This window comes from Ruegeria sp. K5 (genome assembly GCF_056531805.1).
Genome location: NZ_JBQFML010000002.1, coordinates 1 through 25,162, shown reverse-complemented (window position 1 = coordinate 25,162; position 25,162 = coordinate 1). Strand labels below are relative to the sequence as shown.

Annotated in this window: 22 protein-coding genes; 14 read left to right on the top strand and 8 right to left on the bottom strand. The window is 60.4% G+C overall.

Annotation, left to right across the window (positions count from 1 at the left end; all coding sequences use genetic code 11):
- The first annotated feature begins 14 nt into the window (after positions 1 to 14).
- From mtgA to ACR0MO_RS09510, 4 genes are all read left to right on the top strand, one after another.
- On the top strand, positions 15 to 749 hold the full coding sequence (gene mtgA, locus ACR0MO_RS09525) for a monofunctional biosynthetic peptidoglycan transglycosylase (RefSeq protein WP_480890932.1): 735 nt from the start codon (positions 15 to 17) through the stop codon (positions 747 to 749).
- A gap of 58 nt (positions 750 to 807) precedes the next feature.
- Positions 808 to 1,473 carry an FtsZ-binding protein FzlA gene (fzlA, locus tag ACR0MO_RS09520; RefSeq protein WP_480890929.1) on the top strand — a complete coding sequence of 222 codons (666 nt, stop codon included), beginning with the start codon at positions 808 to 810 and terminating at the stop codon, positions 1,471 to 1,473.
- A 74-nt stretch (positions 1,474 to 1,547) separates the two neighbouring features.
- A complete protein-coding gene (gene queG / locus ACR0MO_RS09515; protein WP_480890926.1) occupies positions 1,548 to 2,585 on the top strand; it encodes a tRNA epoxyqueuosine(34) reductase QueG in 1,038 nt (345 codons plus the stop codon).
- Positions 2,586 to 2,656: 71 nt separating this feature from the next.
- Positions 2,657 to 4,660, top strand: coding sequence for a hydantoinase/oxoprolinase N-terminal domain-containing protein (locus ACR0MO_RS09510; protein ID WP_480891257.1), 2,004 nt, complete (start codon positions 2,657 to 2,659; stop codon positions 4,658 to 4,660).
- A 28-nt stretch (positions 4,661 to 4,688) separates the two neighbouring features.
- Here the strand turns inward: ACR0MO_RS09510 and msrA are convergent, their stop codons facing one another.
- Positions 4,689 to 5,198: a peptide-methionine (S)-S-oxide reductase MsrA gene (gene msrA, locus ACR0MO_RS09505; RefSeq protein ID WP_170735397.1), complete on the bottom strand. Its 510-nt coding sequence runs from the start codon at positions 5,196 to 5,198 to the stop codon at positions 4,689 to 4,691.
- Positions 5,198 to 5,644: a peptide-methionine (R)-S-oxide reductase MsrB gene (msrB, locus tag ACR0MO_RS09500; protein ID WP_480780852.1), complete on the bottom strand. Its 447-nt coding sequence runs from the start codon at positions 5,642 to 5,644 to the stop codon at positions 5,198 to 5,200. Before msrB ends, msrA begins: the two co-directional genes overlap by 1 nt.
- A 144-nt stretch (positions 5,645 to 5,788) precedes the next feature.
- Between msrB and ACR0MO_RS09495 the strand changes: the two genes are divergently transcribed.
- The 3 genes from ACR0MO_RS09495 (at position 5,789) to ACR0MO_RS09485 (ending at position 8,031) form a co-directional block, all read left to right on the top strand.
- Positions 5,789 to 6,310 (top strand): glutathione peroxidase, encoded by a 522-nt coding sequence (locus ACR0MO_RS09495; protein ID WP_480780853.1) that lies wholly within the window; start codon positions 5,789 to 5,791, stop codon positions 6,308 to 6,310.
- 172 nt (positions 6,311 to 6,482) lie between these two features.
- Positions 6,483 to 7,679, top strand: a complete 1,197-nt coding sequence (locus tag ACR0MO_RS09490) for a BCCT family transporter (protein WP_170521370.1) — start codon at positions 6,483 to 6,485, stop codon at positions 7,677 to 7,679.
- A 34-nt stretch (positions 7,680 to 7,713) separates the two neighbouring features.
- Positions 7,714 to 8,031, top strand: a complete 318-nt coding sequence (locus ACR0MO_RS09485; protein WP_480586661.1) for a hypothetical protein — start codon at positions 7,714 to 7,716, stop codon at positions 8,029 to 8,031.
- Between the two features lie 50 nt (positions 8,032 to 8,081).
- On the opposite strand, the gene ACR0MO_RS09480 is transcribed toward ACR0MO_RS09485, so the two are convergent.
- The 3 genes from ACR0MO_RS09480 to ade form a co-directional block, all read right to left on the bottom strand.
- Positions 8,082 to 8,369: an HU family DNA-binding protein gene (locus ACR0MO_RS09480; protein ID WP_170453278.1), complete on the bottom strand. Its 288-nt coding sequence runs from the start codon at positions 8,367 to 8,369 to the stop codon at positions 8,082 to 8,084.
- 130 nt (positions 8,370 to 8,499) lie between these two features.
- A complete protein-coding gene (locus ACR0MO_RS09475; RefSeq protein WP_170453277.1) occupies positions 8,500 to 9,960 on the bottom strand; it encodes an AMP nucleosidase in 1,461 nt (486 codons plus the stop codon).
- Positions 9,957 to 11,759 carry an adenine deaminase gene (gene ade / locus ACR0MO_RS09470; RefSeq protein ID WP_480890923.1) on the bottom strand — a complete coding sequence of 601 codons (1,803 nt, stop codon included), beginning with the start codon at positions 11,757 to 11,759 and terminating at the stop codon, positions 9,957 to 9,959. The genes ACR0MO_RS09475 and ade overlap by 4 nt, the downstream gene beginning before the upstream one ends.
- Before the next feature lie 350 nt (positions 11,760 to 12,109).
- On the opposite strand from ade, the gene ACR0MO_RS09465 reads away from it, so the two are divergent.
- Both ACR0MO_RS09465 and ACR0MO_RS09460 read left to right on the top strand, forming a co-directional pair.
- Entirely contained in the window at positions 12,110 to 12,865 is a 756-nt protein-coding gene (locus ACR0MO_RS09465; protein WP_170453275.1) for a class II aldolase and adducin N-terminal domain-containing protein, read from the top strand.
- An 81-nt stretch (positions 12,866 to 12,946) separates the two neighbouring features.
- Positions 12,947 to 13,939 (top strand): sterol desaturase family protein, encoded by a 993-nt coding sequence (locus tag ACR0MO_RS09460; protein ID WP_170520776.1) that lies wholly within the window; start codon positions 12,947 to 12,949, stop codon positions 13,937 to 13,939.
- 6 nt (positions 13,940 to 13,945) lie between these two features.
- On the opposite strand, the gene ACR0MO_RS09455 is transcribed toward ACR0MO_RS09460, so the two are convergent.
- Positions 13,946 to 14,899, bottom strand: coding sequence for a GlxA family transcriptional regulator (locus tag ACR0MO_RS09455; RefSeq protein WP_170520774.1), 954 nt, complete (start codon positions 14,897 to 14,899; stop codon positions 13,946 to 13,948).
- A gap of 77 nt (positions 14,900 to 14,976) precedes the next feature.
- On the opposite strand from ACR0MO_RS09455, the gene ACR0MO_RS09450 reads away from it, so the two are divergent.
- Genes ACR0MO_RS09450 through ACR0MO_RS09440 form a run of 3 tightly spaced genes read left to right on the top strand, consistent with a single transcriptional unit; the run spans position 14,977 to position 18,925 of the window.
- Entirely contained in the window at positions 14,977 to 16,137 is a 1,161-nt protein-coding gene (locus ACR0MO_RS09450) for an acyl-CoA dehydrogenase family protein (protein ID WP_170453682.1), read from the top strand.
- Positions 16,134 to 18,149, top strand: coding sequence for an acetate--CoA ligase family protein (locus ACR0MO_RS09445; protein WP_170453272.1), 2,016 nt, complete (start codon positions 16,134 to 16,136; stop codon positions 18,147 to 18,149). The genes ACR0MO_RS09450 and ACR0MO_RS09445 overlap by 4 nt, the downstream gene beginning before the upstream one ends.
- Complete coding sequence (locus tag ACR0MO_RS09440) at positions 18,146 to 18,925, top strand: carnitinyl-CoA dehydratase (protein ID WP_170453271.1); 780 nt, start codon at positions 18,146 to 18,148, stop codon at positions 18,923 to 18,925. Before ACR0MO_RS09445 ends, ACR0MO_RS09440 begins: the two co-directional genes overlap by 4 nt.
- 67 nt (positions 18,926 to 18,992) lie before the next feature.
- Here ACR0MO_RS09440 and ACR0MO_RS09435 read toward each other — a convergent pair whose 3' ends face one another.
- Positions 18,993 to 19,625, bottom strand: coding sequence for a class I SAM-dependent methyltransferase (locus tag ACR0MO_RS09435; protein WP_170631698.1), 633 nt, complete (start codon positions 19,623 to 19,625; stop codon positions 18,993 to 18,995).
- A gap of 88 nt (positions 19,626 to 19,713) precedes the next feature.
- Between ACR0MO_RS09435 and ACR0MO_RS09430 the strand changes: the two genes are divergently transcribed.
- Positions 19,714 to 20,559, top strand: coding sequence for an SDR family oxidoreductase (locus tag ACR0MO_RS09430; RefSeq protein ID WP_480890917.1), 846 nt, complete (start codon positions 19,714 to 19,716; stop codon positions 20,557 to 20,559).
- On the opposite strand, the gene ACR0MO_RS09425 is transcribed toward ACR0MO_RS09430, so the two are convergent.
- Entirely contained in the window at positions 20,553 to 22,169 is a 1,617-nt protein-coding gene (locus ACR0MO_RS09425) for a GMC family oxidoreductase (RefSeq protein ID WP_480890914.1), read from the bottom strand. The two genes, ACR0MO_RS09430 and ACR0MO_RS09425, sit on opposite strands and share 7 nt — an antisense overlap.
- A gap of 415 nt (positions 22,170 to 22,584) precedes the next feature.
- Between ACR0MO_RS09425 and katG the strand changes: the two genes are divergently transcribed.
- Positions 22,585 to 24,786, top strand: coding sequence for a catalase/peroxidase HPI (gene katG / locus ACR0MO_RS09420; RefSeq protein ID WP_480890912.1), 2,202 nt, complete (start codon positions 22,585 to 22,587; stop codon positions 24,784 to 24,786).
- Positions 24,787 to 25,162 lie beyond the last annotated feature (376 nt).

Genomic DNA, 25,162 nt, shown 5'->3' with positions numbered 1-25,162 from the left:
CGTATAGCTGAGATATGGCAAAGAAAGCAGCCCGCAAATCGAGCGGCAAGAAAAGCAAGGCACGCAAAAAGACAATGCCATTGGGTCAGAAACTGCGCCGTTGGGTAACGCGCGCGGCGTTGGGCGTTGTGTGTTTTGTGCTAGGGCTGATTTTGCTCTATTCGGTCGTGAACCCGCCGATCACCCACACGATCTGGTCAGAATGGCGGCGGTTGGGCAAGGTCGAGCGCGACTGGGTGCCGATCGAACAGATCAATCCGGTCATGGCCCGGTCGGTTGTCGCGGCCGAGGACGCGAATTTCTGCCTGCATTGGGGGTTTGACGTCGAAGCGATCCGGGATGCGTTGGAGGATGGCGGCAGTCGAGGGGCCTCGACCATCACGCAGCAGGTGGTGAAGAATGTGTTCCTGTGGCAGGGCCGCAGTTGGGTGCGCAAGGCGATGGAAACCTCGATCACGCCGGTGGTCGAAATATTCTGGAGCAAGCAGCGTATACTTGAGGTCTATCTGAACGTTGCCGAAACCGGGACCGGTATCTTCGGGGTCGAGGCTGCGGCGCAGCGCAATTTCGGTGTCAGCGCGGCGAATATGACCCCGACGCAGGCGGGGCGGATTGCGGCCATCCTGCCCTCGCCGCGCAATCGCTCGGTCACGGACCCGTCGGTTTTCACCCGCAGACGGGCCGCGGCGATTCTCGAGGGGGCGGCCACCATCCGCGCAGATGGTCGCGCGGATTGTTTCGAGGATTGAAACCTGACGCCTCTCGGGGCTAAAGCAGAAGAGTATTCACTGGTTCGATTGGAAGTCCATGGCGCGTCTGTTTCACGTTCCCCTGTCCCCCTACTGCCGCAAGGTTCGGCTGTCCTTGGCAGAAAAGAAGATCGAGGTCGAACTGGTCGAAGAAAGATACTGGGAGCAAGACCCGGATTTCCTGCGTCGCAACCCGGCAGGCAAAGTGCCTGTGTTGCGGCTGGATGGGCAGATCATGTCGGAAAGCGCTGCGATCTGTGAATATATCGAAGAAACCCGACCCGAACCGCCGCTGATGCCAAAATCGCCCGAAGCCCGGTTTGAAGTGCGTCGGCTGGTTGGCTGGTTCGATGACAAGTTTCATAACGAGGTGACCTCGAAGCTTCTGTATGAGCGGGTCAACAAGAAGATGACCGGGCAGGGCTATCCCGACAGCAAGAACGTCAAGGAAGGTGCGCGGGCGATCAAGTATCATCTGGATTACATGGCCTGGCTGCTGGATCATCGGCGCTGGCTGGCCGGGGATCAGATGACCCTGGCCGATTTCGCGGCGGCGGCGCATCTGTCGGCGCTGGATTACATCTCGGATGTGGATTGGAATCGCAGTGCGGCGGTGAAGGACTGGTACGCCAAGATCAAGTCGCGCCCGGCGTTCCGCTCGATCCTGGCGGATCAGGTGCCGGGATTCCGGCCCCCGCCCCATTACGCCGATCTGGATTTCTGATAGGGTGGGTAGGGGGCTGTCTGCCCCCTCTTGGCCTTGCAGGCCAATTCACCCCCGAGGATATTTATGGCCAGATGAAGAGCGGATCGGGTTTAAAGGACAAGCTGGTAGAGCAGGCTTTGGCCGAGGGCTTTGTGTCCTGTCGGGTCTGTCGGCCTTGGGATGTGCCGCAAGTGCCGGACCGGTTGGCGGCATTTCTGGACGCCGGTTATCACGGGCAGATGGGTTGGATGGCCGAGCGGACCCATTGGCGCGGTGATCCGGCGACGCTGTGGCCCGAGGCGCGTTCGGTGATCATGTTGGCCGAGAGCTATACGCCCGAGCATGACCCGACTGAGGTGTTGGCACATCCCGAGCGCGGTGCGCTTTCGGTTTATGCGCAGAACAAGGATTACCACGATCTTGTCAAGAAGCGCCTTAAGCGGTTGGCGCGGTGGCTGATTGCCGAAGCCGGGGGTGAGGTGAAGGTGTTTGTCGATACTGCTCCGGTGCCCGAAAAGGCCTTGGGGCATGCGGCAGGGTTGGGATGGCAGGGCAAGCACACCAATCTGGTCAGCCGGGATTGGGGCAATTGGGCTTTCATAGGGTCTGTTTTCACGACTTTGGACATTGCATCGGACATGGCCGAGACGGATCATTGCGGATCGTGTCGTGCCTGTCTGGACAGTTGTCCGACCGATGCATTCCCGGCCCCGTATCAGTTGGATGCGCGGCGATGTATTTCCTACCTGACCATCGAACACAAAGGCCCGGTGGATGAAGAGTTGCGCGGGAAGTTGGGCAACCGGATTTATGGCTGCGATGATTGTCTGGCGGCCTGTCCGTGGAACAAGTTTGCCGTGGCCGCCAGTGACATCCGATATGCGGCTCGCGATGATCTGAAGGCCCCCGCGCTGGCGGAACTGGCGGTTTTGGACGATGCCGCCTTCCGGGCGAAGTTTTCGGGCTCGCCGATCAAGCGGATCGGGCGGGATCGGTTTGTGCGCAATGTGCTTTATGCGATTGGCAATTCCGGGCAGGCGGCGTTGCGCCCCGTGGCGTTGCGTTTGACCGATGATCCTGATCCAACGGTGGCAGATGCGGCGCGCTGGGCGGTGAATCGACTGCCCTGAATGCCGCAAACAGGCTGGACGCCGCGGTCCAAACCTCTAAACCCATGCGAAGCGAACAGATGGAGGACCCGATGGCGTTGGCTTTGGGGGTGGATACGGGCGGAACCTATACCGATGCAGTGTTGATCCGGGATGAGCGTGAGGTGATCGCCTCGGCCAAATCCCTGACAACGCGGACCGATCTGGCGATCGGAGTGGGCAAAGCAATTTCGGGCGTGTTGGACGAGGCGCAGGTCACGCCCGATCAGATCTCGATGGCGTCGTTGTCGACCACATTGGCAACAAACGCTCTGGTCGAAGGGCAGGGCGGCCGCGTGGCCCTGATCTATGTTGGATTCAAAGAGAGTGATCTTGAAAAGCACGGGTTGAAGGATGCGCTGAAGGGCGATCCGGCGTTGGTCGTTGCCGGTGGGCACAGCCATGCGGGCGGTGAAGTGAGGCCGCTGGATACAGAGACGCTGGAGGCGTTCTTAGACTCTCACAAAGGGATTTCAGGCTTTGCCGTTGCCGCCCAATTCGCGACCCGCAACCCGGCGCATGAGTTGGAGGCGGCGCGGATCATCGCGGAAAAGACCGGTGCGCCGGTCACGTGCTCTCATCACCTGTCGGCCAAGCTGAACGGGCCTAAACGCGCTGTGACGGCGGTGCTGAATGCCCGGCTGATCGGGATGATCGACCGTTTGATCGGGCGCGCGCAGGATCAGTTGCTGGCCTTGGGCATTACCGCGCCGATGATGGTGGTGCGTGGCGATGGCGCGTTGATGAGCGCCGAACAGGCCCGCGAACGACCCATCGAGACCATCCTCAGCGGCCCCGCCGCGTCGATTGTAGGGGCGAAGTGGCTGACGGGGGCCGAGAACGCCTTGGTCTCGGACATTGGCGGGACGACCACTGACGTGGCGCTGATCCGGGACGGCAAACCGGCGATTGATCCGGCGGGCGCACAGGTTGGCGGGTTTCGCACCATGGTCGAAGCGGTCGCCATGCGGACCCATGGGCTGGGCGGCGACAGTCAGGTGCATGTGGTGACCGAAGGTTTGGGCGGAGGTGTGTTCCTTGGGCCGCGCCGAGTTTTGCCTGTGTCACTGATTGCATCCGAAGCGCCAGGGGTCGTTCACGCCGTTCTGGACGAACAACTGCGCGCAACAACGGTCGGAGAGCATGACACGCGGTTCGCCCGCCGTGTGCCGGGTGTCCATGCCGATGGGGTCGGCGCGCGGGAAGTGGCGCTGTTGGACAGGTTGGGCGATCAGGTTCTGCCGCTTGGTGCCTTGTTGCGGACGCGGATGGAAAACGGTGCGCTGACCCGGTTGGTGGATCGCGGAATTGTTCAGGTCTCGGGGGTGACACCATCCGATGCCAGCCATGTGCTGGGGCGGGTCGATGCGTGGGATGCAAGTGCTGCGCGCAAGGCGCTGGAACTGGTGGCGCGCAAGCGGGTCGGGTCGGGCGACATGCTGGCCACATCGCCCGAGCAGCTGGCGCAAATGATCATCGACCAACTGACCGAACAGACCAGTTTGACCTTGTTAGAGGCTGCTTTTGCCGAAGAGGCCGATGATTTCGGCCTCGTACCCAAGGACCTGGCCCGGCATGTTCTGACCCAACGCGGGCTGGCGCAGCACCGGGGTTTGTTGGCGCTGGATGCAGCGCTGAACGTGGATGTGGTGGGGCTGGGCGCCTCGGCCCCCAGCTACTACCCTGCGGTGGGGGATCGGCTGCGTTGCCAGATGGTGCTGCCGGACCATGCGGGCGTCGCCAACGCCATCGGTGCGGTTGTCGGGCGGCTGACTTTGCGGCGGTCGGGAACAGTGACCTCTCCGACCGAAGGCCGGTACCGCGTTCATCTTGAGGACGGCCCGCAGGATTTCGGCGCCTCGGATGAAGCGCTGGCCCTGTTGGAACGGGTCCTGCGCGCCGAGGCTGAGGGTGCCGTACGCGATGCCGGGGCCGAGGACATCCGGGTCGTCGTCGACCGCGACATCCGAACGGCGCGGGTGGAAGAACGGGATGTGTTTGTCGAGGCGATGCTGACCGTTGAAGCCAGCGGTCGCCCTCGGGTGGCCACGGGTTAGACCCCCTCAGAAGTCTGAGGGGAGATTGTTATTCAGCCGCGTCGCGCTTGGGCAGGACCCAGTCCTTGCGCGGGAAATGGCAGGTGTAGCCATGCGGGATGCGGACCAGATAGTCCTGATGTTCCGGCTCGGCTTCCCAGAACTCGCCGACAGGTTCGACCTCGGTCACGACCTTGCCGGGCCACAGGCCGCTGGCGTCCACATCGGCAATCGTATCCAGAGCCACCTGTTTCTGGGCATCATCCACAAAATAGATGGCCGAGCGATAGCTCATCCCGCGGTCATTGCCCTGTCGGTTTGGTGTGCTCGGGTCGTGGATCTGAAAGAAAAACTCCAGAAGCTCACGATAGGTGATTTGCGTCGGGTCGAACCAGATCTCGATCCCTTCGGCATGGGTGCCGTGGTTGCGATAGGTGGCGTTGGGCACATCGCCGCCGGTATAACCGACGCGGGTGCGGGATACGCCGGGCAGTTTGCGGATCAGGTCCTGCATGCCCCAAAAGCAACCTCCGGCCAGAACGGCGCGTTGTTCGGTCATCAGATATCCTCCACATGAATCAGGTATTCGCCATAGCCTTCGGCTTCCATCTCATCGCGATGGACGAACCGCAGCGAGGCGGAATTGATGCAATATCGTAGCCCACCATGTTCACGAGGGCCATCGGGGAACACATGCCCCAAATGGCTGTCGCCATGTTTCGAGCGGACCTCGGTCCGGATCATGCCGTGGGTGGTGTCGCGAAACTCTTCCACATGCTCGTAGATGATCGGCTTGGTGAAGCTGGGCCAGCCACAACCGGATTCGTATTTATGGGTCGAGGCGAACAAAGGCTCGCCCGATACGATGTCCACATAGATGCCGGGTTCCTTGTTTCCCAGATACTTGCCGGTTCCCGGGCGCTCGGTGCCGTTGCGCTGGGTTACATGGAATTCTTCGGGGGAAAGAGCGGCAATGGCCTCGGGGTCTTTGCTATAGCGGGTCATGGCGTCTCCGGGTCTTGTTTCTTTGAGCCAATATTTGGGGTGCGGGATCGCGAATGCAAAGGCATATTTCAACCGCCTCTCGGCTTCGTGCAAGTGATCTGCTGGTCGGGTTCAGGCGTATTATTAACAAAAGGAGGACAGCCCATGCTCAGAGTACTGCTTTTGACCGCATTGATTCTGGTGGGTCGGTCCGTTCAGGCGGCCCCGCTAACGGGCGAGTTTGCGTCGATTGATGGCGGCACTTTGTCCATCGAGGATTGGCGCGGACAACCCGTGTTGGTGGTCAACACCGCCTCGCAATGCGGATTCACCGGCCAATACGCCGCCTTGCAGGACGTGCACGAGGCGTATTCGCCGCGCGGTCTGGTGGTGCTGGCCGTTCCGTCCGATTCCTTCAATCAGGAGCTGGGTTCCGCAGATGAGGTCAAACAGTTCTGCGAGATGAACTATGGTCTGACCCTGCCAATGACCGATATCACACCGGTCACCGGTGGGGATGCGCATCCGTTTTACAAGGCTGTGGCCCAGCAGACGGGCTTTGTGCCCAATTGGAACTTCAACAAGATCCTGGTCGATCCAGAGGGCGAAGTTGCCGCCACCTACGGGTCGAATGTCAGGCCGGATTCGCGCAAATTGCTGACCAGGGTCGAAGGCATGTTGCGCTGAACGCCTCGGCCCTGAACCTTCCAGACTTAAGCTGCGTTTTCTGATCCCAAAGTGGGATCAGATCGGCTAATACTTGGCCGTAACGATCATTTCGTCCATTTTTGTTGATTGACCAGCCAATTAAACATACAAAGGTGCGATCTGACCAAATAAGGGAGGTGTGTCAGTGCTACTGGAGTACATTCTATCTTTCGGCGTCCTGCTGGCCCTGGGCCTGGTCGCTTTCTTCGTGGTGAAATGGTGGAACCTGCGCTGTGTCGGCGTCACCCCCGTCCACCTGTTCACCTTTATCGCGATCCTGTTCACGTCCGGGCTGGACGTTGGCCTGATCATGTTCCCCCTGACCGAGTTCGGCGGCTATGCTGAAGAGCCGGCCTACGCCTTCGCCAACCCGTTGGCGATCGAGTTCGGGTTCTGGGGCTTCCTGATCTGGGCGTTCTACTTCCTGACGGCTTTCTATTTCTGCGTGATCGAACCACGTGTGAAGTTCTTTGAGATCCCGCTGGTCAAACTGATCAACAACGTGGTGATCATCGGTACCTGTGCCTTCACCGCCAGCCTGTTCCTGATCTATCTGCCCGGCTACATCCCCGAAATCGGCGATGGTCAATCCGTGGTGACGACCTTCTATGTCATTGTATTCGTGGTTATTCTGGCGGCGGCCTATTCGTCGACCGACCTGAAATATGTGCGGATCCTGTCGGTGGGCTCGACCTTCCTGTTCCTGTCGCTGATCATCGGCATGTGGATTGCAGGCGGCATGGGCCTGACCGGGTTCTTTGAAACCGGCAGCAATATCGGCGCGTATTTTGCCAACATCCACAAGTTCGTTCTGCCGCTGACCGACTATCACGCCTTCTACCTGTTCTGGTGGTTTGCATGGTCAATCATGATCGGCCAGTTCACCTCGCGCTTTGTCGGTGGTCTGACCACATGGCAGTTGCTGGCGGCGCTGCTGATCTTCCCGTCGATCCCGCTGGGGATCTGGTTCACCGTTCTCTACTACTACCACCTGAACGGCATCGACACGGCGGGCATCACCAATATCGCCATGGTGATCGTGGGCGTGACCTTCGTGATCAACTCGCTGGACTCGCTGATCCGCCTGTACACGGACAACCTGAACATGACGGTCGAACGGTTCGGCAAGCTGCCTTACGTGGCCGGCAACGTTGCCATGCTGTTCATCTTGACCCTGCTGTTCCAAAGCCAGTGGCTGCAGATCCAGTGGATCGGCGCGGTTGTGGTCGGCCTCTATCTGGCTTGCGTGGTCTATATCCTGATCACCAAGCGCAAAGAGGTGCTGAGCATCGATTCAATGCCCGAAGGCCGCGATCTGGACTTCCACAAGGTTGAGACGGTTCACTGATCCAAACCACACGAAGCCAATAGCGGGCGCCTCGATGGGCGCCCGTTTTCTTTCCCCGGGCTTGGAAGCCCGCGGCTGCGCGCTATCCTTCTCTCCGGGAAATCGGGAAAGCTTTGTAATGTTGGAAGAAAACAGAAAAGATCTGGATGCAGAGAAGCAGAAGAAAACTCTGTTGCGTCTGATTGAGGTGCTCAGCGCATCTGATCCCGATCTCTACTACCGACCCACCAGTGACATTGCGGCCTATCTGGAGAAATACATCCGTAAAAACGCACGCCTAACAGCAGAAGAGCGTGCCCTGATGGAACGTCTCAGCCGTCGCGACCTGGAGGTTTTGCTAAGCCTCCATTGAAAAAGGGCCCCCAACCGGCGGCCCTTCGTCATTGTCCGTAAAGACTGAAATCAGCCGTTCACGCTGTCTTTCAGTGCCTTTGCGATGGTCATTTTGACCACCTTGTCGGCTTCTTTCTTGAACTGCTCGCCGGTGGCGGGGTTGCGCACCATGCGCTCGGGGCGTTCGCGGCAGTAGATTTTGCCAACGCCGGGCAGGGTGACGGCACCGCCAGCCGAAACTTCGCGGGTGATCAGGCCGGTGATGGCCTCCAGCGCGGAGTTTGCGGATTTCTTGTCGGTTCCCATTTCCTCAGCGAGAGCAGCAACCAGCTGAGTCTTTGTCATAGGCTTTGCCATTTCTTGGTCTCCTTAACGTGCCCGATAAATAGGGCCTCACCGCGTAACTGTAACGGGATATTGTGGGCGAACACAACGAATAGTAGCGCTGAAACCCCTAAAAATATGGGGATTTCGTTGCTTTTTTGCGTCACAGGAAGGCTGTTTCGTCGAAAGACCGCAATTTCCGGCTGTGCAAACGCTCTAGCGGCATACCGCGCAGGTGTTCCATCGCTCGTATTCCAATCGCCAGATGGCGGCTGACCTGCGTCGTATAGAAGGACGAGGCCATGCCGGGAAGCTTCAATTCCCCATGCAGCGGCTTATCCGACACACATAGCAAAGTGCCGTAGGGCACCCGGAATCGATAGCCATTTGCGGCGATTGTGGCGCTTTCCATATCCAGCGCAATCGCGCGGGATTGGCTGAGCCGCTGCACCGGGCCGGATTGATCGCGCAGTTCCCAATTGCGGTTATCGACCGAGGCAACTGTGCCGGTGCGCATGATCCGCTTCAGCTCATACCCTTCAAGCTTGGTAACCTCGGCCACGCCATGTTCCAACGCCACCTGAATCTCGGCCAATGGCGGGATCGGAACCCAGACGGGCAGGTCATCGTCCAGCACCTTGTCTTCGCGCAGATAGGCATGGGCCAGAACAAAATCCCCCAGCGCCTGCGTGTTACGCAGACCGGCGCAGTGCCCGACCATCAGCCAGGCATGGGGGCGCAGAACAGCGATATGATCGGTCGCGGTTTTGGCATTCGACGGGCCAACCCCAATGTTGACCAACGTGATCCCCGAGCCATCAGCCCGTTTCAGGTGATAGGTCGGCATCTGCGGCAGTTTCAAAGGCTGCTCCAGCGTCGCGTCCGCGGTCGTGATCTCGACATTCCCGGTCGAGACAAAGCTGGTATAGCCGCTGTTCGGATCAGCCAGTTGTTCGCGCGCGTAATTCTCGAACTCCGAAACGTAGAACTGGTAGTTGGTGAACAGAACGTGGTTCTGGAAATGGCTGGGGTCGGTGGCTGTGTAATGCGACAGGCGCGCCAGCGAATAATCCACGCGCTGCGCAGTGAACAGGGCCAGCGGGCCGACCTCATCATGGTCATGCACGCCGTTGACGATGTCGTCATTGGTGGTGGTAAGATCCGGCACGTCGAACACGTCGCGCAGGGTGAACCCGGCCGCGCCCTGATGCGGAACCACCAGATCGGGGTTGTTGGCCACTGCGAAATGCACCGGGATCGGGGTGTCCGATGCGCCGATGGTCACCGGCTGGTCGTGGTTCTTGATCAGCAAAGCGATCTGTTGCGTCAGGTAGGACCGGAACAGATCAGGCCGCGTCACGGTTGTTGCGTGGATGCCGGGCTCGGACACGTGACCAAAGCTCAGCCGGCTGTCGACCTGTGCGTAAGAGGACGTCTTGATACGAATTTCCGGGTAATATGCTCTGAATCGTTCAGACGGCGCGCCGCTTTGCAGGGCCGAGGCAAAGCTGTCGCACAGAAACTCTGTGGCTTGCTTATACAGCAGCTCCAGCCGCGCGACGGCGGCGTCCGGGTCGGTGAATTGTTCCGGTTTTGGTGCGTCAGGTGTTTTTATTGTTGTCATGCCAGTGGTTCCAGAAGGTCTATCTTTTCAAATGTCCGCACATCCACCAGCCCCAGGTCGGATATCCTGAGTTCCGGGATCACGACCAGCGCCAGAAGCGAGTGCTGCATATACGCGTTGTTCAGTTGGCATCCGCAGGCCTTCATCGCCTCGACCATCTGTTCCGCCTTCGCCGCGACCTGCGTGGCGGGGCTGTCGGACATCAAACCGGCAATGGGCAGTTCGACCAGCGCAATCTCTTGCCCGTCGCGGAACAGGGTGATCCCGCCGCCAACTTCGGCCAGACGGTTTGCGGCAAGGGCCATCTGATCGCGGTCGGTGCCCACGACGATCATATGGTGGCTGTCATGCGCCACGGTCGAGGCCATGGCCATTTTCCCCTGATAGCCAAAGCCCGAGACAAAGGCGTTTGTCACGCCGCCCGTGGCGCGGTGCCGTTCCACCAATGCAATCTGGCAGACATCGCCTTCACCCTCGACCAGCCCACCGATGATCGGCAGCTCTGCCTTCAGCGCTTTGGTCGGGGCCTGATTCTCGACAACGCCGATGACGTTGGCCTGAACCCTGTTCGCGCCCGCAGGCGGTTTGATTTCGAAATCGCCTGAGGTCAGGTTATGCCCCAAATGCACCGTGTTGCGTGCCTTGTCGGGCCAGTTCAGATGTGGGCAGTCCACGGTGATGACGCCGTTCTCGGCCACAACGTTCCCCCGGGCGATCACCGTCTCAATCGGCAGCGTGCTAAGGTCGGAACTGAGGATAATGTCGGCCCGCCGCCCGGGCGTGACCGAGCCGATTTCACGCTCCAGCCCAAAATGGCTGGCGGTGTTGATCGTTGCCATTTGCAACGCGACCAGAGGATCGCAGCCGCAGGCAATCGCGTGGCGCACGACCCGGTTCATATGGCCTTCATTGACCAGCGTGCCCGAGTGGCAGTCATCCGTGCACAGAATGAAATTGCGCGGGTCCAGTCCCTTTTCAGTGATAGCGGTGATCTGGCTTTCTACGTCATACCAGGCCGAGCCCAGCCGCATCATCGACCGCATCCCCTGCCGCACACGCGCAATCGCGTCAGCCTCGCAGGTGCCTTCGTGGTCGTCCGCAGGCCCACCTGCGACGTAAGCTGCAAAATCAGGCCCTAAATCAGGCGATGCATAATGCCCGCCCACCGTTTTCCCGGCGCGCTGGGTGGCTGCTATTTCGGCCAGCATCTTTGGATCGCCGTGGATGACACCGGGGAAATTCATCATCTCACCCAGCCCGATGATTCCCGGCCAGTTCATTGCTTCCGACACATCCTCGGGCGTGATCTCATAGCCGGTCGTTTCCAATCCGGGGGCCGAGGGCGCGCAAGAGGGCATCTGGGTGAAGATATTCACCGGCTGCAGCAGCGCCTCGTCATGCATCATGCGCACACCGTCCAGACCCAGCACATTGGCAATCTCGTGCGGATCAGTGAACATCGAGGTGGTGCCATGCGGGATCACGGCCCGCGCAAATTCGGCCGGGGTCAGCATGCCGGATTCGATATGCATATGACCGTCACACAGACCGGGCAGGATATAGCGCCCCTGCGCCTCGATGATCTGGGTGTCGGGGCCAATGCAGTGCCCGGCGTCAGGTCCGACAAAGGCAATCCGCCCCTCGGCAATGGCGACGGAATGTCCCGGCAACAGCTCGCGGCTGTGCACATTCACCCAGATGCCACCACGAATGACCGTATCTGCCGCCTCGCGACCGGCTGCTACGGCAATCAAACGAGGGGCGACATCGGGCCAGCTTGGGAAAGGTGAGTATTCCATGGCTCAACTTTCCCGAATGCGCGGTCAGGTGCAACCCCGGTAATCCCGTATCATGAAATCATCATATGGCTCGCCCGCAGCGCGCCAGCGCTGCCCGGCCCAACCAGAGAAGCTGCCCCGCAAGGGGCCGCGACGATGGGCGGGAGGTCCCCCGCCCCGATCTTGCGCCGACCTCAATTGGCGCAAACGTCAATAGATGTGCGAACCGAACCTGAACGCAATAGGGGTGAATCGAACCAACATAACTCTGGCATAAGTTCTACTAATGGAACGGGGGAAAATTATTTGTTGGTCAAACACCCCGGCGCAAGGCAGGCTTTGCCAAGATCAGCCGCCAAAGGAGCGTTTCCATGAGTGTCGCCAATCTTCGCCCCAATATCGACCACTGGTCCGAGCGTGTCGATATGGCCGCAACTTTCCGCTGGACCGAGCGTCTGAACATGCACGAGGCCGTGGCCAACCATTTCAGCCTGGCGGTGAATGACGACGGCACGCAGTTCCTGATGAACCCCAATCAGATGCATTTCAGCCGAATCCGCGCCTCGGACCTGTTGTTGCTGGATGCCAATGACCCCAAGGTGATGAGCCTGCCCGGCGCGCCGGACCCGACCGCCTGGGGCCTGCACGGCTCGATCCACCGCCATTGCGCCCATGCCCGCTGCGTGATGCATGTGCATTCGATCTTTGCCACGGTTCTGGCCTCGCTGGCCGACAGCAATCTGCCACCGATCGATCAGAACACCGCCACGTTCTACAACCGCTATGTCATTGACGAGGAATTCGGCGGGCTGGCGTTTGACAGCGAAGGGGAACGCTGCGCCTCGATGCTGTCGGACCCGAAGAAAAAGGTCATGATCATGGGCAACCACGGTGTTCTGATCATCGGCAGCGACCCTGCGGACACGTTCAACCGGCTGTTTTATTTCGAACGCGCTGCCGAAACCTATATCCGCGCGCTGCAAACCGGCCAGCCGTTGCGCGTACTGTCCGATGAGATCGCCGAAAAGACCGCGCAGGAACTGGATGACTATCCCGGTCAGGCCGAGGCGCATCTGCGCGAGATCAAAGCGGTTCTGGACGCCGAAGGCTCGGACTACGCAACCTGATCAAGGCGTCAGCCCGCCCAACCCGATCCCCGCTGGCGGCAGGACCGGGTGTGAAAACCAGCGCGACAAAGGAAAGCTGACATGTCGGACAACGCACCGATGCAGGACATGAGCAAGGAGTGGAACTATCACCCGGATTTGCCGCTTCGGAACCCATCCATTTTCCAGTGGCCGCCGCGCCCGGCCTTCCTGCTGGGCTGGGTGGCCAGAAACTGGCTGACGCTCAGCGAGCGGGTATTGATGCTGGCCCTCGCGGTCGCGCTGTGGGCGTTCTTTTATCCGTCGCTTGAGACCGCGCAAACATTTGCCTTTGGTTGGATAATTCAGATCTGGCTGGTGAACTTCGCGATGATCTTTGCGGTGGCTGGCGGGCTGCACTGGTATTTCTATATCCGCAAGTCGCAGGGCAAAAAGCTGAAGTTCGAACGTCGGGAGCAGGGCAGAAACAACGCGCTGTGGAGCTTCAGCGATCAGGTCAAGGACAACATGTTCTGGTCTCTGGGGTCAGGCGTATTGCAATTGACCGGGTTTCAGGTGGTGACGATGTGGCTGATGGCCAACGGATATGTGCCGGTCATCACCTTCGCCCAAAACCCGGTCTGGTTTGTGCTGTGGCTGATCCTGATCCCCATGTGGTCGGCCTTTCATTTCTATTGGGTGCACCGGCTGTTGCATCAGCCGTTTCTGTATAAGAAGGTCCACAGCCTGCATCACCGGAACGTCAATATCGGCCCATGGTCCGGCCTGTCGATGCACCCGGTCGAGCATTTCTTTTACCTGACGACGCTCTGCATCCACTGGATCGTGCCCTCGCACCCCATTCATCTGTATTTCCACATCGTGTTTCAGGGCGCCGGAGCCGCGATGAGCCATACGGGCTATGAAGAGTTGCTGATCAAAGACAAAAAACGTCTGGCGCTGGGCACGTTTTATCACCAGCTGCACCACCGCTACTACGAATGTAACTATGGCAATCAGGAAATGCCGTGGGATCGTTGGTTCGGGACGTTCCATGACGGATCCCCCGAAGCAACCGCCGACACGCGGGCCCGGAAAAAGCGGATGTTTGGATAACCGAACTTACCCCCGTGTCTGCGACAGACGCAGCGCGCGGGGGGTGATGGTGAACTCGGCCTTGAATGCCCGTGTCAGCGCGCTGGGGTCGTCATACCCGGCGCGCAGGGCGATCTCACCTATGGTCAAATCCGTCTCGGCCACCAGCTTGCGGGCAAGGTTCAGCCGCAGACGCCGATAGACCTGCGCGGGCCCGGCCCCCAACTCGGCCTGCATCCGCACCGAAAGCGCCTTTTGCGACCGACCCACCCGGCTGGCAATTTCGGAGATCGGCATCGGGCGTTCCAGATGTTCCTGCATCAGCGCCAAAGCCTTGTTGACATAGCCGCTGGTCGCACCCGCGCCGCCCTCATGCGACCGGGCGGAATCGCGGGTCATGAACAATTGCGCCACTTCCAGCGCCAGTGCCTGCCCCTGATCCCGGCCGATCAGGTGCAGAACCAGATCAAAGGCGGCCATCGCGCCGGAACAGGTGATGCGGTTGCGGTCGATCACGTATCGCTCGCGCACAGTGTCGATGTCGGGAAACCGTTCGGTGAAGCCTGTCAGCTCCTCCCAATGAATCGTCGCGCGGTGACCGTCCAGCAGGCCCGCCAAGGCCAACAGCCAGCTTCCGGTGTCCAGCCCGGCCAGCGTGCCATAGCGTTCGGCCGCAGATCGCAGCCCAGCCTGCGTCTGCCAGTTGCCATGGGTGCGAAACCCATAAGACGGCATCACCATCAGGGTGTCGCCGTTGGCGGTTTGCAACGGGCCATGAGGTGCCACCTGCAGGCCCGAGGATGAGGTTACTGGCCCCGAGGTCAGCGACAGAAACCGCCACTGATACAGATTGCGCCCCGACAGCGTATTGGCGGCCCGCAACGGCTCGACCGTGTTGGCCAGACAATGGTTCGAGAATCCCTCGAACAGAAGCACACCGATTTGCTGCGGTGCAGAGGGGGATTTAGTCCATTTCTGCATGATAAACGTCTATTCCCGCACGAGGTGTTTCTCAACCCCGGTCACGATACGCGCACGACCAGATGTGGAGAATTCAGATGCAATATGGCCTGTCCGACGAACAGGAGATGATCGCCTCGACCGTGCGCAGCTTTGTCGAGAACGAGATTTACCCGCATGAAGAGCTGGTCGAACGCACCGGCGAAGTCCCGCATGAGATTGCAGAAGAAATCAAGCGCAAGACCATCGAGTTGGGCTTTTACGCCTGCAACTTTCCCGAAAGCGTCGGATGCGCCGGTCTGAACCATCTGGAATTTGCGCTTGTTGAACGTGAACTGGGGCGCGGTTCGATGGCGTTGAACCATTTCTTCGGACGTCCGCAGAACATCCTGATGGCCTGCGAAGGCGAGCAGGTCGAGCGTTACCTGATGCCCGCCGTTCGCGGTGAGCGGATGGATGCGCTGGCGATGACCGAACCCGGTGCAGGCTCGGATGTGCGGGGCATGAAATGCGCCGCCGTGCGCGATGGCGGGGACTGGGTGGTCAATGGCGCCAAACACTTCATCTCGGGGGCCGAACACGCGGATTTCATCATCGTCTTCATCGCGACGGGTGAGGATCAGACGCCCAAAGGGCCGAAAAAGCGGATCACCGCGTTTCTGGTGGATCGCGGCACGCCGGGGTTCACGATCAGGGATGGATACAAGTCGGTCAGCCATCGCGGCTACAAGAACATGGTTCTGGATTTCGACGATTGCCGTCTGCCCGACGCACAGGTTCTGGGCGAGGTCGATGGCGGGTTCGAGGTGATGAACACCTGGCTCTACGCCACGCGCATTACCGTGGCCGCCATGTCCGTTGGACGCGCGCGCCGGGCCTTTGACTATGCGCTGGATTACGCGGCGACGCGCGAACAGTTCGGCCAGAAGATCGGCAAGTTTCAGGGCGTGTCCTTCCAGATCGCCGACATGATCACCGAAATCGATGCGGCGGACCTGCTGACGCTGGCGGCGGCGGATCGGCTGGATAAAGGGCTGCCCGCGAATCGCGAGATTGCGTCGGCCAAGCTTTACGCATCCGAGATGCTGGCGCGGGTAACGGACGCCGCAATACAGGTACACGGCGGTATGGGTCTGATGGATGACTATCCGCTGGAACGGTTCTGGCGCGATGCACGGGTCGAGCGCATCTGGGACGGCACCAGCGAGATCCAGCGCCATATCATCAGCCGGGACCTGCTGAGGGCGCTGGGCGCATGAGGCCACTCGGGCGTGTCTTAAACCCCTCATCCATGGCCGTGATCGGCGGCGGGGCCTGGTGCGCGGAAGTGATCAATCAGGCCCGAAAGTTCGGGTTCTCAGGGGATATCTGGCCGGTTCACCCCAAGGCGCAGCAAGTGGCGGGTTTGCCCGCCTTTGCCACCATCGAAGACCTGCCCAACTCGCCGGATGTGGCCTTTATCGGTATCAACCGGCACGCGACGATTTCGGCCGTTGCGGCTTTGTCCTCGGCGGGGGCAGGTGGCGCTGTGTGCTTTGCGTCCGGCTTTACCGAGGCGCGGGCCGAGGATGATCAGGGCGCTGATTTGCAGGCGCAGCTGGTTGCGGCAGCGGGGGACATGCCGATCCTCGGACCCAACTGCTATGGGTTCGTCAACGGGTTGGAGCGCGCGGCAGTCTGGCCGGATCAGCACGGAATGCGCCCTGTGGATCGTGGGGTGGCGATCCTGACCCAAAGCTCGAACATTTCGATCAACATGACGATGCAGCGCCGGGCCCTGCCTTTGGCGTTCATGCTGACCTGCGGGAATCAGGCGCAGACGCATCAGGCGGATGTGGCCTCGGCCCTTTTGGACGATGACCGGATCACCGCGATTGGCGTTCATATCGAGGGCTTCGGCGATTTGCGGAAATGGGAAGCCTTGGCGCGAAAAGCGCGCGACCGGGATGTTCCTGTTGTCGCGCTGAAAATGGGCCGCTCGGACCACGCGCAGGCGGCCACGATTTCGCATACGGCGTCGCTGGCGGGTGGGGATGCCGGGGCGCAGGCTTTCCTGGATCGTCTGGGGATTGCCCGGCTGGACGATATCCCGAGCTTTCTGGAATGCCTCAAACTGCTGCATGTTACCGGGCGTTTGGACGGCAACGGGCTGGCCTCGATCAGTTGTTCAGGCGGCGAGGCGAGTTTGGCGGCAGATATGGCCGAAGGGCGTGACCTGCATTTCCCACCGTTGACGGACCAGCAGCGCACGGATCTGCGCGCCGCACTTGGCCCGATGGTGGCGCTGGCCAACCCGTTGGATTACCACACTTATATCTGGCGGGACACGGATGCGATGACGCGTGCGTGGTCCGGGATGACCGGGCCGGATAAGGCGCTGACCATGGCGATTGTCGATTATCCGCATACGGATCCGACGGATTGGGCGTGCGCGACACAGGCAGCGCTGAACTGTGTGGCGCAGACCGGGCGACCTTTTGCAGTGACCGCGACCCTGCCCGAGTTGATGCCCGAACATGTTGCGCAGCGTCTGTTGGAAGGTGGGGTTGTTCCGTTCTCGGGCCTTCATGAGGCGCTGTCCTCTGTCGAAGCGGCGGCGCGACCGTTGCCGGAACTGTCAGAGCCGGTGCTGTTGCCTGCGGATGCAGCTGCTGATTATGTGCTGACCGAGGCTGAGGCCAAGTCGGCTTTGGCCGCGTTTGGCTTGCCCATCCCTCGCAACCGGGTGGTTGCAGTTGAGGACGTGGGGTGCGTGGCCGGTGAACTGGTTGGCCCCTTTGCAGTGAAGGGCGTCGGGCTGGCGCATAAGTCGGAACATGACGCGGTGCGTCTTGGGGTTTTGTCCTGCGATCTAGCCAAGACCGCGAAGTCGATTGGCACCCAGACGGTGTTGATCGAGGAAATGGCGACAGGCGGGGTAGCCGAGCTATTGATCGGGGTCACACGAGACCCGGCGCATGGCTATGTGCTGACCATGGGAGCCGGAGGGGTGCTGACCGAGATTCTGCGCGATACGGTTTCGGTTTTGATCCCGTCCCCGCGCGCGACGGTTGAGCAGGCGCTGGGCAAACTGGCCTGCGCGCCGCTGCTGGCCGGGTACCGGGGCAAACCGCCTGCCAATATGGACGCGATTCTGGACGCGGTCGAGGCCGTTCAGAACTATGTCATTGCCAATGCCGCGACAGTTGAAGAAGTTGAGATTAACCCGCTGATCTGCACCGCCGAGGGCGCGGTTGCAGTCGATGCGCTGATCCGAAAGGCAAGTTCATGAGTCCGATCAAAACCCGTCGCGACGGTGCCATTCTCGAAGTCATTCTGGACCGGCCCAAGGCCAACGCGATCGATCTGGCCACCAGCCGCATCATGGGCGAGGTGTTTCGCGACTTTCGGGACGATCCGGAACTGCGTGTTGCGATCCTGACCGGGGGCGGCGAGAAGTTCTTTTGCCCTGGCTGGGATCTGAAGGCCGCAGCCGACGGTGATGCGGTGGATGGCGATTACGGCGTTGGCGGTTTCGGCGGGTTGCAGGAACTGCGCGATATGAACAAGCCGGTGATTGCGGCAGTCAATGGCATTGCCTGCGGCGGCGGTCTGGAACTGGCGCTGAGCGCCGACATGATCATCGCCTCGGAAAACGCCAGCTTTGCCCTGCCCGAGATCCGCTCGGGCACTGTGGCTGATGCGGCCAGTGTCAAGCTGCCCAAACGCATTCCCTATCACATCGCGATGGAACTGCTGCTGACAGGGCGTTGGTTCGACCCGGAAGAGGCCCATCGTTGGGGGCTGGTCAATGAGGTCGTGCCCGCAGATCAGTTGATGGACCGCGCGTGGGAACTTGCCCGGTTGCTGGCCAGCGGCCCACCCCTTGTTTATGCGGCGATCAAGGAGATTGTGCGCGAAGCCGAGGATGCCAAGTTTCAGGACGTGATGAATCGGATCACCAGGCGGCAATTGGCCAGCGTGGATGTGCTGTATGGATCCGAGGACAATCTGGAAGGCGCGCGCGCCTTTGCCGAAAAGCGCGATCCGGTTTGGAAAGGGCGATAGGGGGCTCTGCCCCCGTCGCGGCACGCCGCGACTCCCCCGGGATATTTTTGGCCAGATGAAGGGCGGATCAGCTGCGCTCGAACAACGCGATGAACGCGGTGTCGTCTTTGTTGGGGCCGGCGGCGAGGTCGCCGTAGATGCGGACCTCGGGCAGGGTCAGGTTGCGGATGCGGTCGTGTGCGAGCTGGTGCAGCGCGTCGGCGAACCCCAGTTTTTCGAAATGTCTGGCATTGATCGAGAGCGCAAACTGGGCACCCGGGCGGGCGACGCGCAATAGGGCGGGCAGTACCTCGGGGCCAAGGTGGCCGTGGGTGAAGGTGCCTGAGGATACGATGCCGGAATAGCTGTGGCGCGGCACCGGGATACCGTGGTTCAGGTCGGCTTCGATGGCGTCGCGATAAATGTCCTTACGCATGGCCTGGTCCAGCATTTCGGCGCTGATATCCGTGGCATCGATGGGGCCGACGCCCAACCCGGCCAGAATCGCACCGCAGAGGCCTGTTCCTGCGCCCACATCCAGCACCGGGCCTTGTCCGAAGGCACTGACAAAAGCGCGGGCGGTGTGGATGTGAAGTTGATAATCCTCACGCGCGGCGAAGCTATCATCATAATCGCCCGCCCATTCGGCATAAAGGCGCTTGTTGTCCTCGGGCGAGGTCAGCGCATAGGCGGTGTGCAGGTCGGGTGTTTTCTGGCTCATACCCAAAAGAAAGGCGCATGAGGGGATTCGAATCAAGTGCGTCTATGCGGCGCTTGCATCCCGGACCGGCTCGGATCATCTAGGGGGTATGACACAGACGCTTTTTTCCTTTGGACATGGGTATTCGGCGCAGGCGCTGTCGCGCAGGCTGGCGGCGGACGGGTGGCGCGTGATCGGCACGACACGGGATGAGGCCGGTGCCGATGCAATTCGGGCGTCGGGCGCAGAACCGATGGTCTGGCCCGGTGAGGTGCCGGATCTGGATGGGGTCACGCATATGTTGATCTCGACCGCGCCAAGCGAGGAGGGCGATCCGGTTCTGCAGGCGCTGGGCGACGAGATCGCAGCGCGGGCGGGACAGTTCGAATGGGTCGGTTATCTGTCGACCACCGCAATCTATGGGGATCATCAGGGCGATTGGGTGGACGAAGCCACGCCGCCTGCCCCAACTGCAAAACGGGGCCGGTGGCGATTGCAGGCTGAGCAGCAGTGGTCGGCCATTCCCGGCATGCCCGTTCACATCTTTCGCCTGGCCGGAATCTACGGCCCCGGACGCGGACCGTTTTCCAAGCTCAAACGCGGCGGGTTGCGGCGGATCATCAAACCGGGGCAGGTGTTTTCGCGGATCCATGTGGATGACATCGCGCAGGTTCTGGCGGCGTCGATCGCCGCGCCCAATCCCGGCGCGGTCTACAATGTCTGCGATGACGAGCCGGTGCCCCCTCAGGACGTGATCGGCTATGCCGCCGAGCTTCAGGGTCTGCCCCTGCCGCCTGCGGTTCCGTACGAAGAGGCGGACCTGACCCCGATGGCCCGCAGTTTCTACAATGAAAACAAGCGCGTGCGGAACAATCGCATCAAGGATGAACTTGGGGTGCGGTTGCTGTACCCCAATTACCGGGTCGGGCTAGAGGCGCTGATGAACGCTTACTGAGCGGCCTTGATCATGTCGGCCGCTTTTTCGGCAATCATAATGGTTGGCGCATTGGTGTTGCCGGATACCAGCGTCGGCATGATCGAGGCATCGACAACGCGCAACCCTTGAACCCCGTGCACACGCAGTTGGGGGTCGACCACGGCCATATCGTCCACGCCCATTTTGCAAGTGCCGACCGGGTGGTAGATCGTATCGGCGCGGTCGCGAATATGGCGTTCCCAATCCGCATCCGTTTTGGCTGTTTCGGTTCCGAACATTTCGGAGTGCCGGAATTTGGCCAGTGCGGGGGCGTCCATGATCTGACGCATCATGCGAGCACCCTTGATCAGCGTCTCAAGATCGCGATCGTCAGACAAAAAGTTTGGGTCGATGGCGGGGGCGGCAAAGGGTTCGGCGCTGTGCAGGCCGACAGTGCCGCGGCTTTCGGGGCGCAGTTTGCAGACATGGCAGCTGTAGCCATAGCCGTAATGCAGCTTTCTGGCGTGATCGTCGACCATGGCGATGGCGAAATGCAATTGGATATCGGGGCGGTCCAGATCGGCTGAGGTTTTCAGGAAACCCGCGCCTTCGGCAAAAGGGGTAGCAGCCATGGACACTCCGGTTTTGCGCCAGCGCCATATGTGACCCAGAAGGCGGGCGGCGCCGATCAGGCCGATGCCGAAATTGTCGGTGTCCTTGCTGCGATAGGTCAGGATGAAATCCAGATGGTCCTGCAGGTTCTTGCCGACACCTGGCAGGTCGTGCCGGACAGGTATCCCGTGCTGGCGCAGCTCGTCCGCCGCACCGATGCCGGACAGTTGCAACAGCTGTGGCGACTGCAGTGCACCGGCGCACAGAATGACCTCGCGTTTGGCCGAGACCGAGTGGTCAGCGCCCTTGGCTTTTTTCTTGTAGATCACTCCGGTCGCGCGTTTGTTCTGTAAGGTCAGTTCTTTGGCATGAGCGTGAGTGATCACGGTCAGATTCGCGCGGTCCATGACAGGATGGACATAGGCGGCTGCGGCGGAACACCTCTCGCCATTCCTGGCGGGGTCGTGAAACTGCGTCACCTGATACAGTCCGACGCCTTCATTGTCGCCGCGGTTGAAGTCCTGAATGCGTCGATGTTGCAGTTGTTCGGCGGCTTCCAAAAAGGCATGTGTGACGGGGCGCGGCTCTTTCTGATGTGATACCTGCAGCGGGCCGCTGTCCCCGTGCATCTCATCCGCGCCCTGTTCGTTGTTCTCGGCCCGCTTGAAATAGGGCAGGACGCTGTCCCAATCCCAGCCGGTGCAGCCTTGCGCGGCCCAGCCGTCATAATCCTGCTTTTGGCCCCGGATATAAAGCATCGCGTTAATTGCGCTGGATCCGCCCAGGGCCTTGCCGCGCGGCTGGTACCCTTTGCGGCCATTCAGACCGGGTTGCGGAACTGTTTCAAACGCCCAGTTGCTGATCTTTGGACGCCCCGGCAAAGACGCGACAATTGCGGCGGGCATACGGATGCCGATATGGTCCCCTTTTCCCCCGGCCTCAAGCAGGCAGACCGTTGTGTCGGGATCCTCGCTGAGGCGATTGGCCAAGACCGAGCCTGCGGATCCGCCGCCTACAATGACGTAGTCAAATTCCATTTATGTGCCTTTATCAATTGATTGCGCCAAATGGACCAGAAGGTCCGGGCAAACGACGCAAGGGAATGGGTCCGACTGTGCCCGACTTACGGGAAAATTCAATCAGCATTTCAACTATTGACACTAGGTAACTGTGGCTGGCTCACAACCAGGTCAAGTTGGAACCCTGGCGAGCTGCGGCTCACCATAGGAAAAAGCTATCACAACAATCCAAAAACAAAACTTATTCTCATGGCGCGGTTTTGCTATACCGGGCGCGACGCGAGATGGCAGAGATTGAGGTGCACGGTGTCGCAAGGTTCTGTTTTCCAAGACAGGAAATTGAAAACGACATCGGCGACATCTTACTGTGATCTTGTCGCGTAAATTTTGACCGCGCTAAGCCGCAAGACCTGAGCCAGGATTGGAGATCGATATGGACGGAAGTGATAACCCCAAAACAGGTGGATGCCCTGTGATGCATGGCGCGGGGACCCGGTCGAACCGGGACTGGTGGCCAAACCAGTTGAACCTGTCGATCCTGCATCAGCACGCGCCCGCGTCAAACCCGTTGGGTGCGGATTTCAACTATGCCGAAGAGTTCCAGAAGCTGGATATGAAGGCGTTGAAAGAAGACCTCTATGCGCTGATGACAGATTCGCAGGATTGGTGGCCTGCGGATTATGGCCATTACGGTGGTCTGTTCATCCGTATGGCGTGGCACAGCGCCGGGACGTACCGCACGGCGGATGGCCGTGGCGGGGCCTCGACCGGGAACCAGCGCTTTGCGCCGCTGAACAGCTGGCCGGATAACGGCAACCTGGACAAGGCGCGCCGTCTGCTGTGGCCGATCAAGCAGAAATACGGCAACCAGATCTCCTGGGCCGACCTGATGATTCTGGCGGGCAACTGCGCCATTGAATCGATGGGCGGCAAGACTTTTGGTTTCGCCGGTGGCCGCGAAGACATTTGGGCGCCCGAGGAAGACATCTATTGGGGGTCCGAGACCGAATGGCTCGCCCCGACCGACAACCCCAACAGCCGTTATTCGGGCGAACGTGATCTGGAAAACCCGCTGGCCGCTGTGCAGATGGGCCTGATCTACGTGAACCCCGAAGGCCCGGATGGCGAGCCGAACATTCTGGCATCAGGCCGCGATATCCGCGACACCTTTGGCCGGATGGCGATGAATGACGAGGAAACCGTCGCTCTGGTCGCGGGTGGTCATACCTTTGGTAAGGCGCATGGCGCGGGTGACCCCGATCTGGTTGGCCCAGATCCCGAAGCCGCCCCGATCGAGGACATGGGCTTTGGCTGGATCAACAAGTTCGGTTCAGGCAAGGGTGACGACACCACCACCAGCGGTATCGAGGGCGCGTGGACCGCGAACCCGATCAAATGGGACAATGGCTATTTCGACCTGCTGTTCGGCTATGACTGGAACCTGACCAAAAGCCCCTCGGGCGCGTGGATCTGGGAACCGGTTGGCGTGAAAGAGGAAGACATGGCCCCGGCGGCGCATGATCCGTCGAAAAAGGTCAAGACCATGATGACCACCGCCGACATGGCGATGCGCATGGACCCGATCTATGGCCCGATCTCGAAACGCTTCCATGAAAACCCCGACCAGTTCGCCGATGCCTTCGCCCGCGCCTGGTTCAAGCTGACCCACCGCGATATGGGTCCGCGGTCTGCCTATATCGGCCCGGAAGCCCCGACCGAAGAGCTGTTGTGGCAGGACAACGTTCCCGCTGTGGATCACGACCTGATTGACGATGCGGATGTGGCCGACCTGAAAGCCAAGATTGCGGCAACTGGTCTGTCGGTGTCCGAACTGGTCTCGACCGCATGGGCCTCGGCCTCGACCTTCCGTGGGTCGGACAAGCGCGGCGGTGCCAATGGGGCCCGTATCCGCCTTGCGCCGCAGAAAGACTGGGACGTCAATGAGCCGATGAAACTGTCCAAGGCGCTGGAGGCGCTGGAAGGCGTTCAGGCGGCGTTCAACGGTGCGCAATCCGGTGGCAAGAAAGTTTCGCTGGCGGATATCATCGTTCTGGCCGGTGCTGTTGGTGTCGAACAGGCGGCAAAAGCTGGCGGTCAGGATGTCGAGGTTCCGTTCGCCCCGGGCCGCACCGACGCGACGCAGGAACAGACGGATGTGGACAGCTTCTCAGTGATGGAGCCCATCGCAGACGGGTTCCGCAACTACCAGAAGGCCGACTACACCGTCTCGCCCGAAGAACTGCTGGTCGACCGCGCGCAATTGCTGAACCTGTCCGCGCCCGAGATGACGGTGCTTGTCGGGGGGCTGCGTGTGCTGGGTGCCAATTTCGGCGACAGCAAGCATGGTGTGTTCACCGCTCGCGTGGGAACGCTCAGCAATGACTTCTTCACCAACATTCTGGATATGAGCACGGAATGGAAGCCGTCGGGCAAAGGCGTCTATGAAGGCCGCGACCGTGCCAGCGGTGAGGTCAAGTGGACCGGCACCCGCGTTGATCTGGTCTTCGGCTCGAACTCGCAACTGAGGGCGCTGGCCGAGGTCTATGGTCAGGCCGGTGCCGAGGGCAAATTCGTCTGCGACTTTGTCTCGGCCTGGAACAAGGTGATGAATGCGGACCGCTTCGACCTGAAGTAATTCCGCGTTGATCGCAGGAATAGCGCCGCCCGAGGAGACTCGGGCGGCGTTTTTGTTGGCCCGACTCTCGGGCGCATACCAAGCATTGGGTACGATTCCGCTGAATGGCCATTCCTTGCCGTGTTTCCAGGAATGGAGAAGACCGTTGTTGACGGGATTTTTTAAGCTAACATGTTGTTTTCATTAAGATTGGTAAGTTTCTGCCGAGAAATGTGAAGTTTTTTCAAAATGGGGGTTGCAGGTCCCGGGCCCAATCCGTAAATACCCCTTCACCGGCGCTGCTGAGGCGCTCGGGACGCGGCGGGAGCGGCGGAGACGCATCGGAGAGACGGTGGGCATTCGGAGGTTTTTGATTGGGCGGTAGCGCTGAGTGATT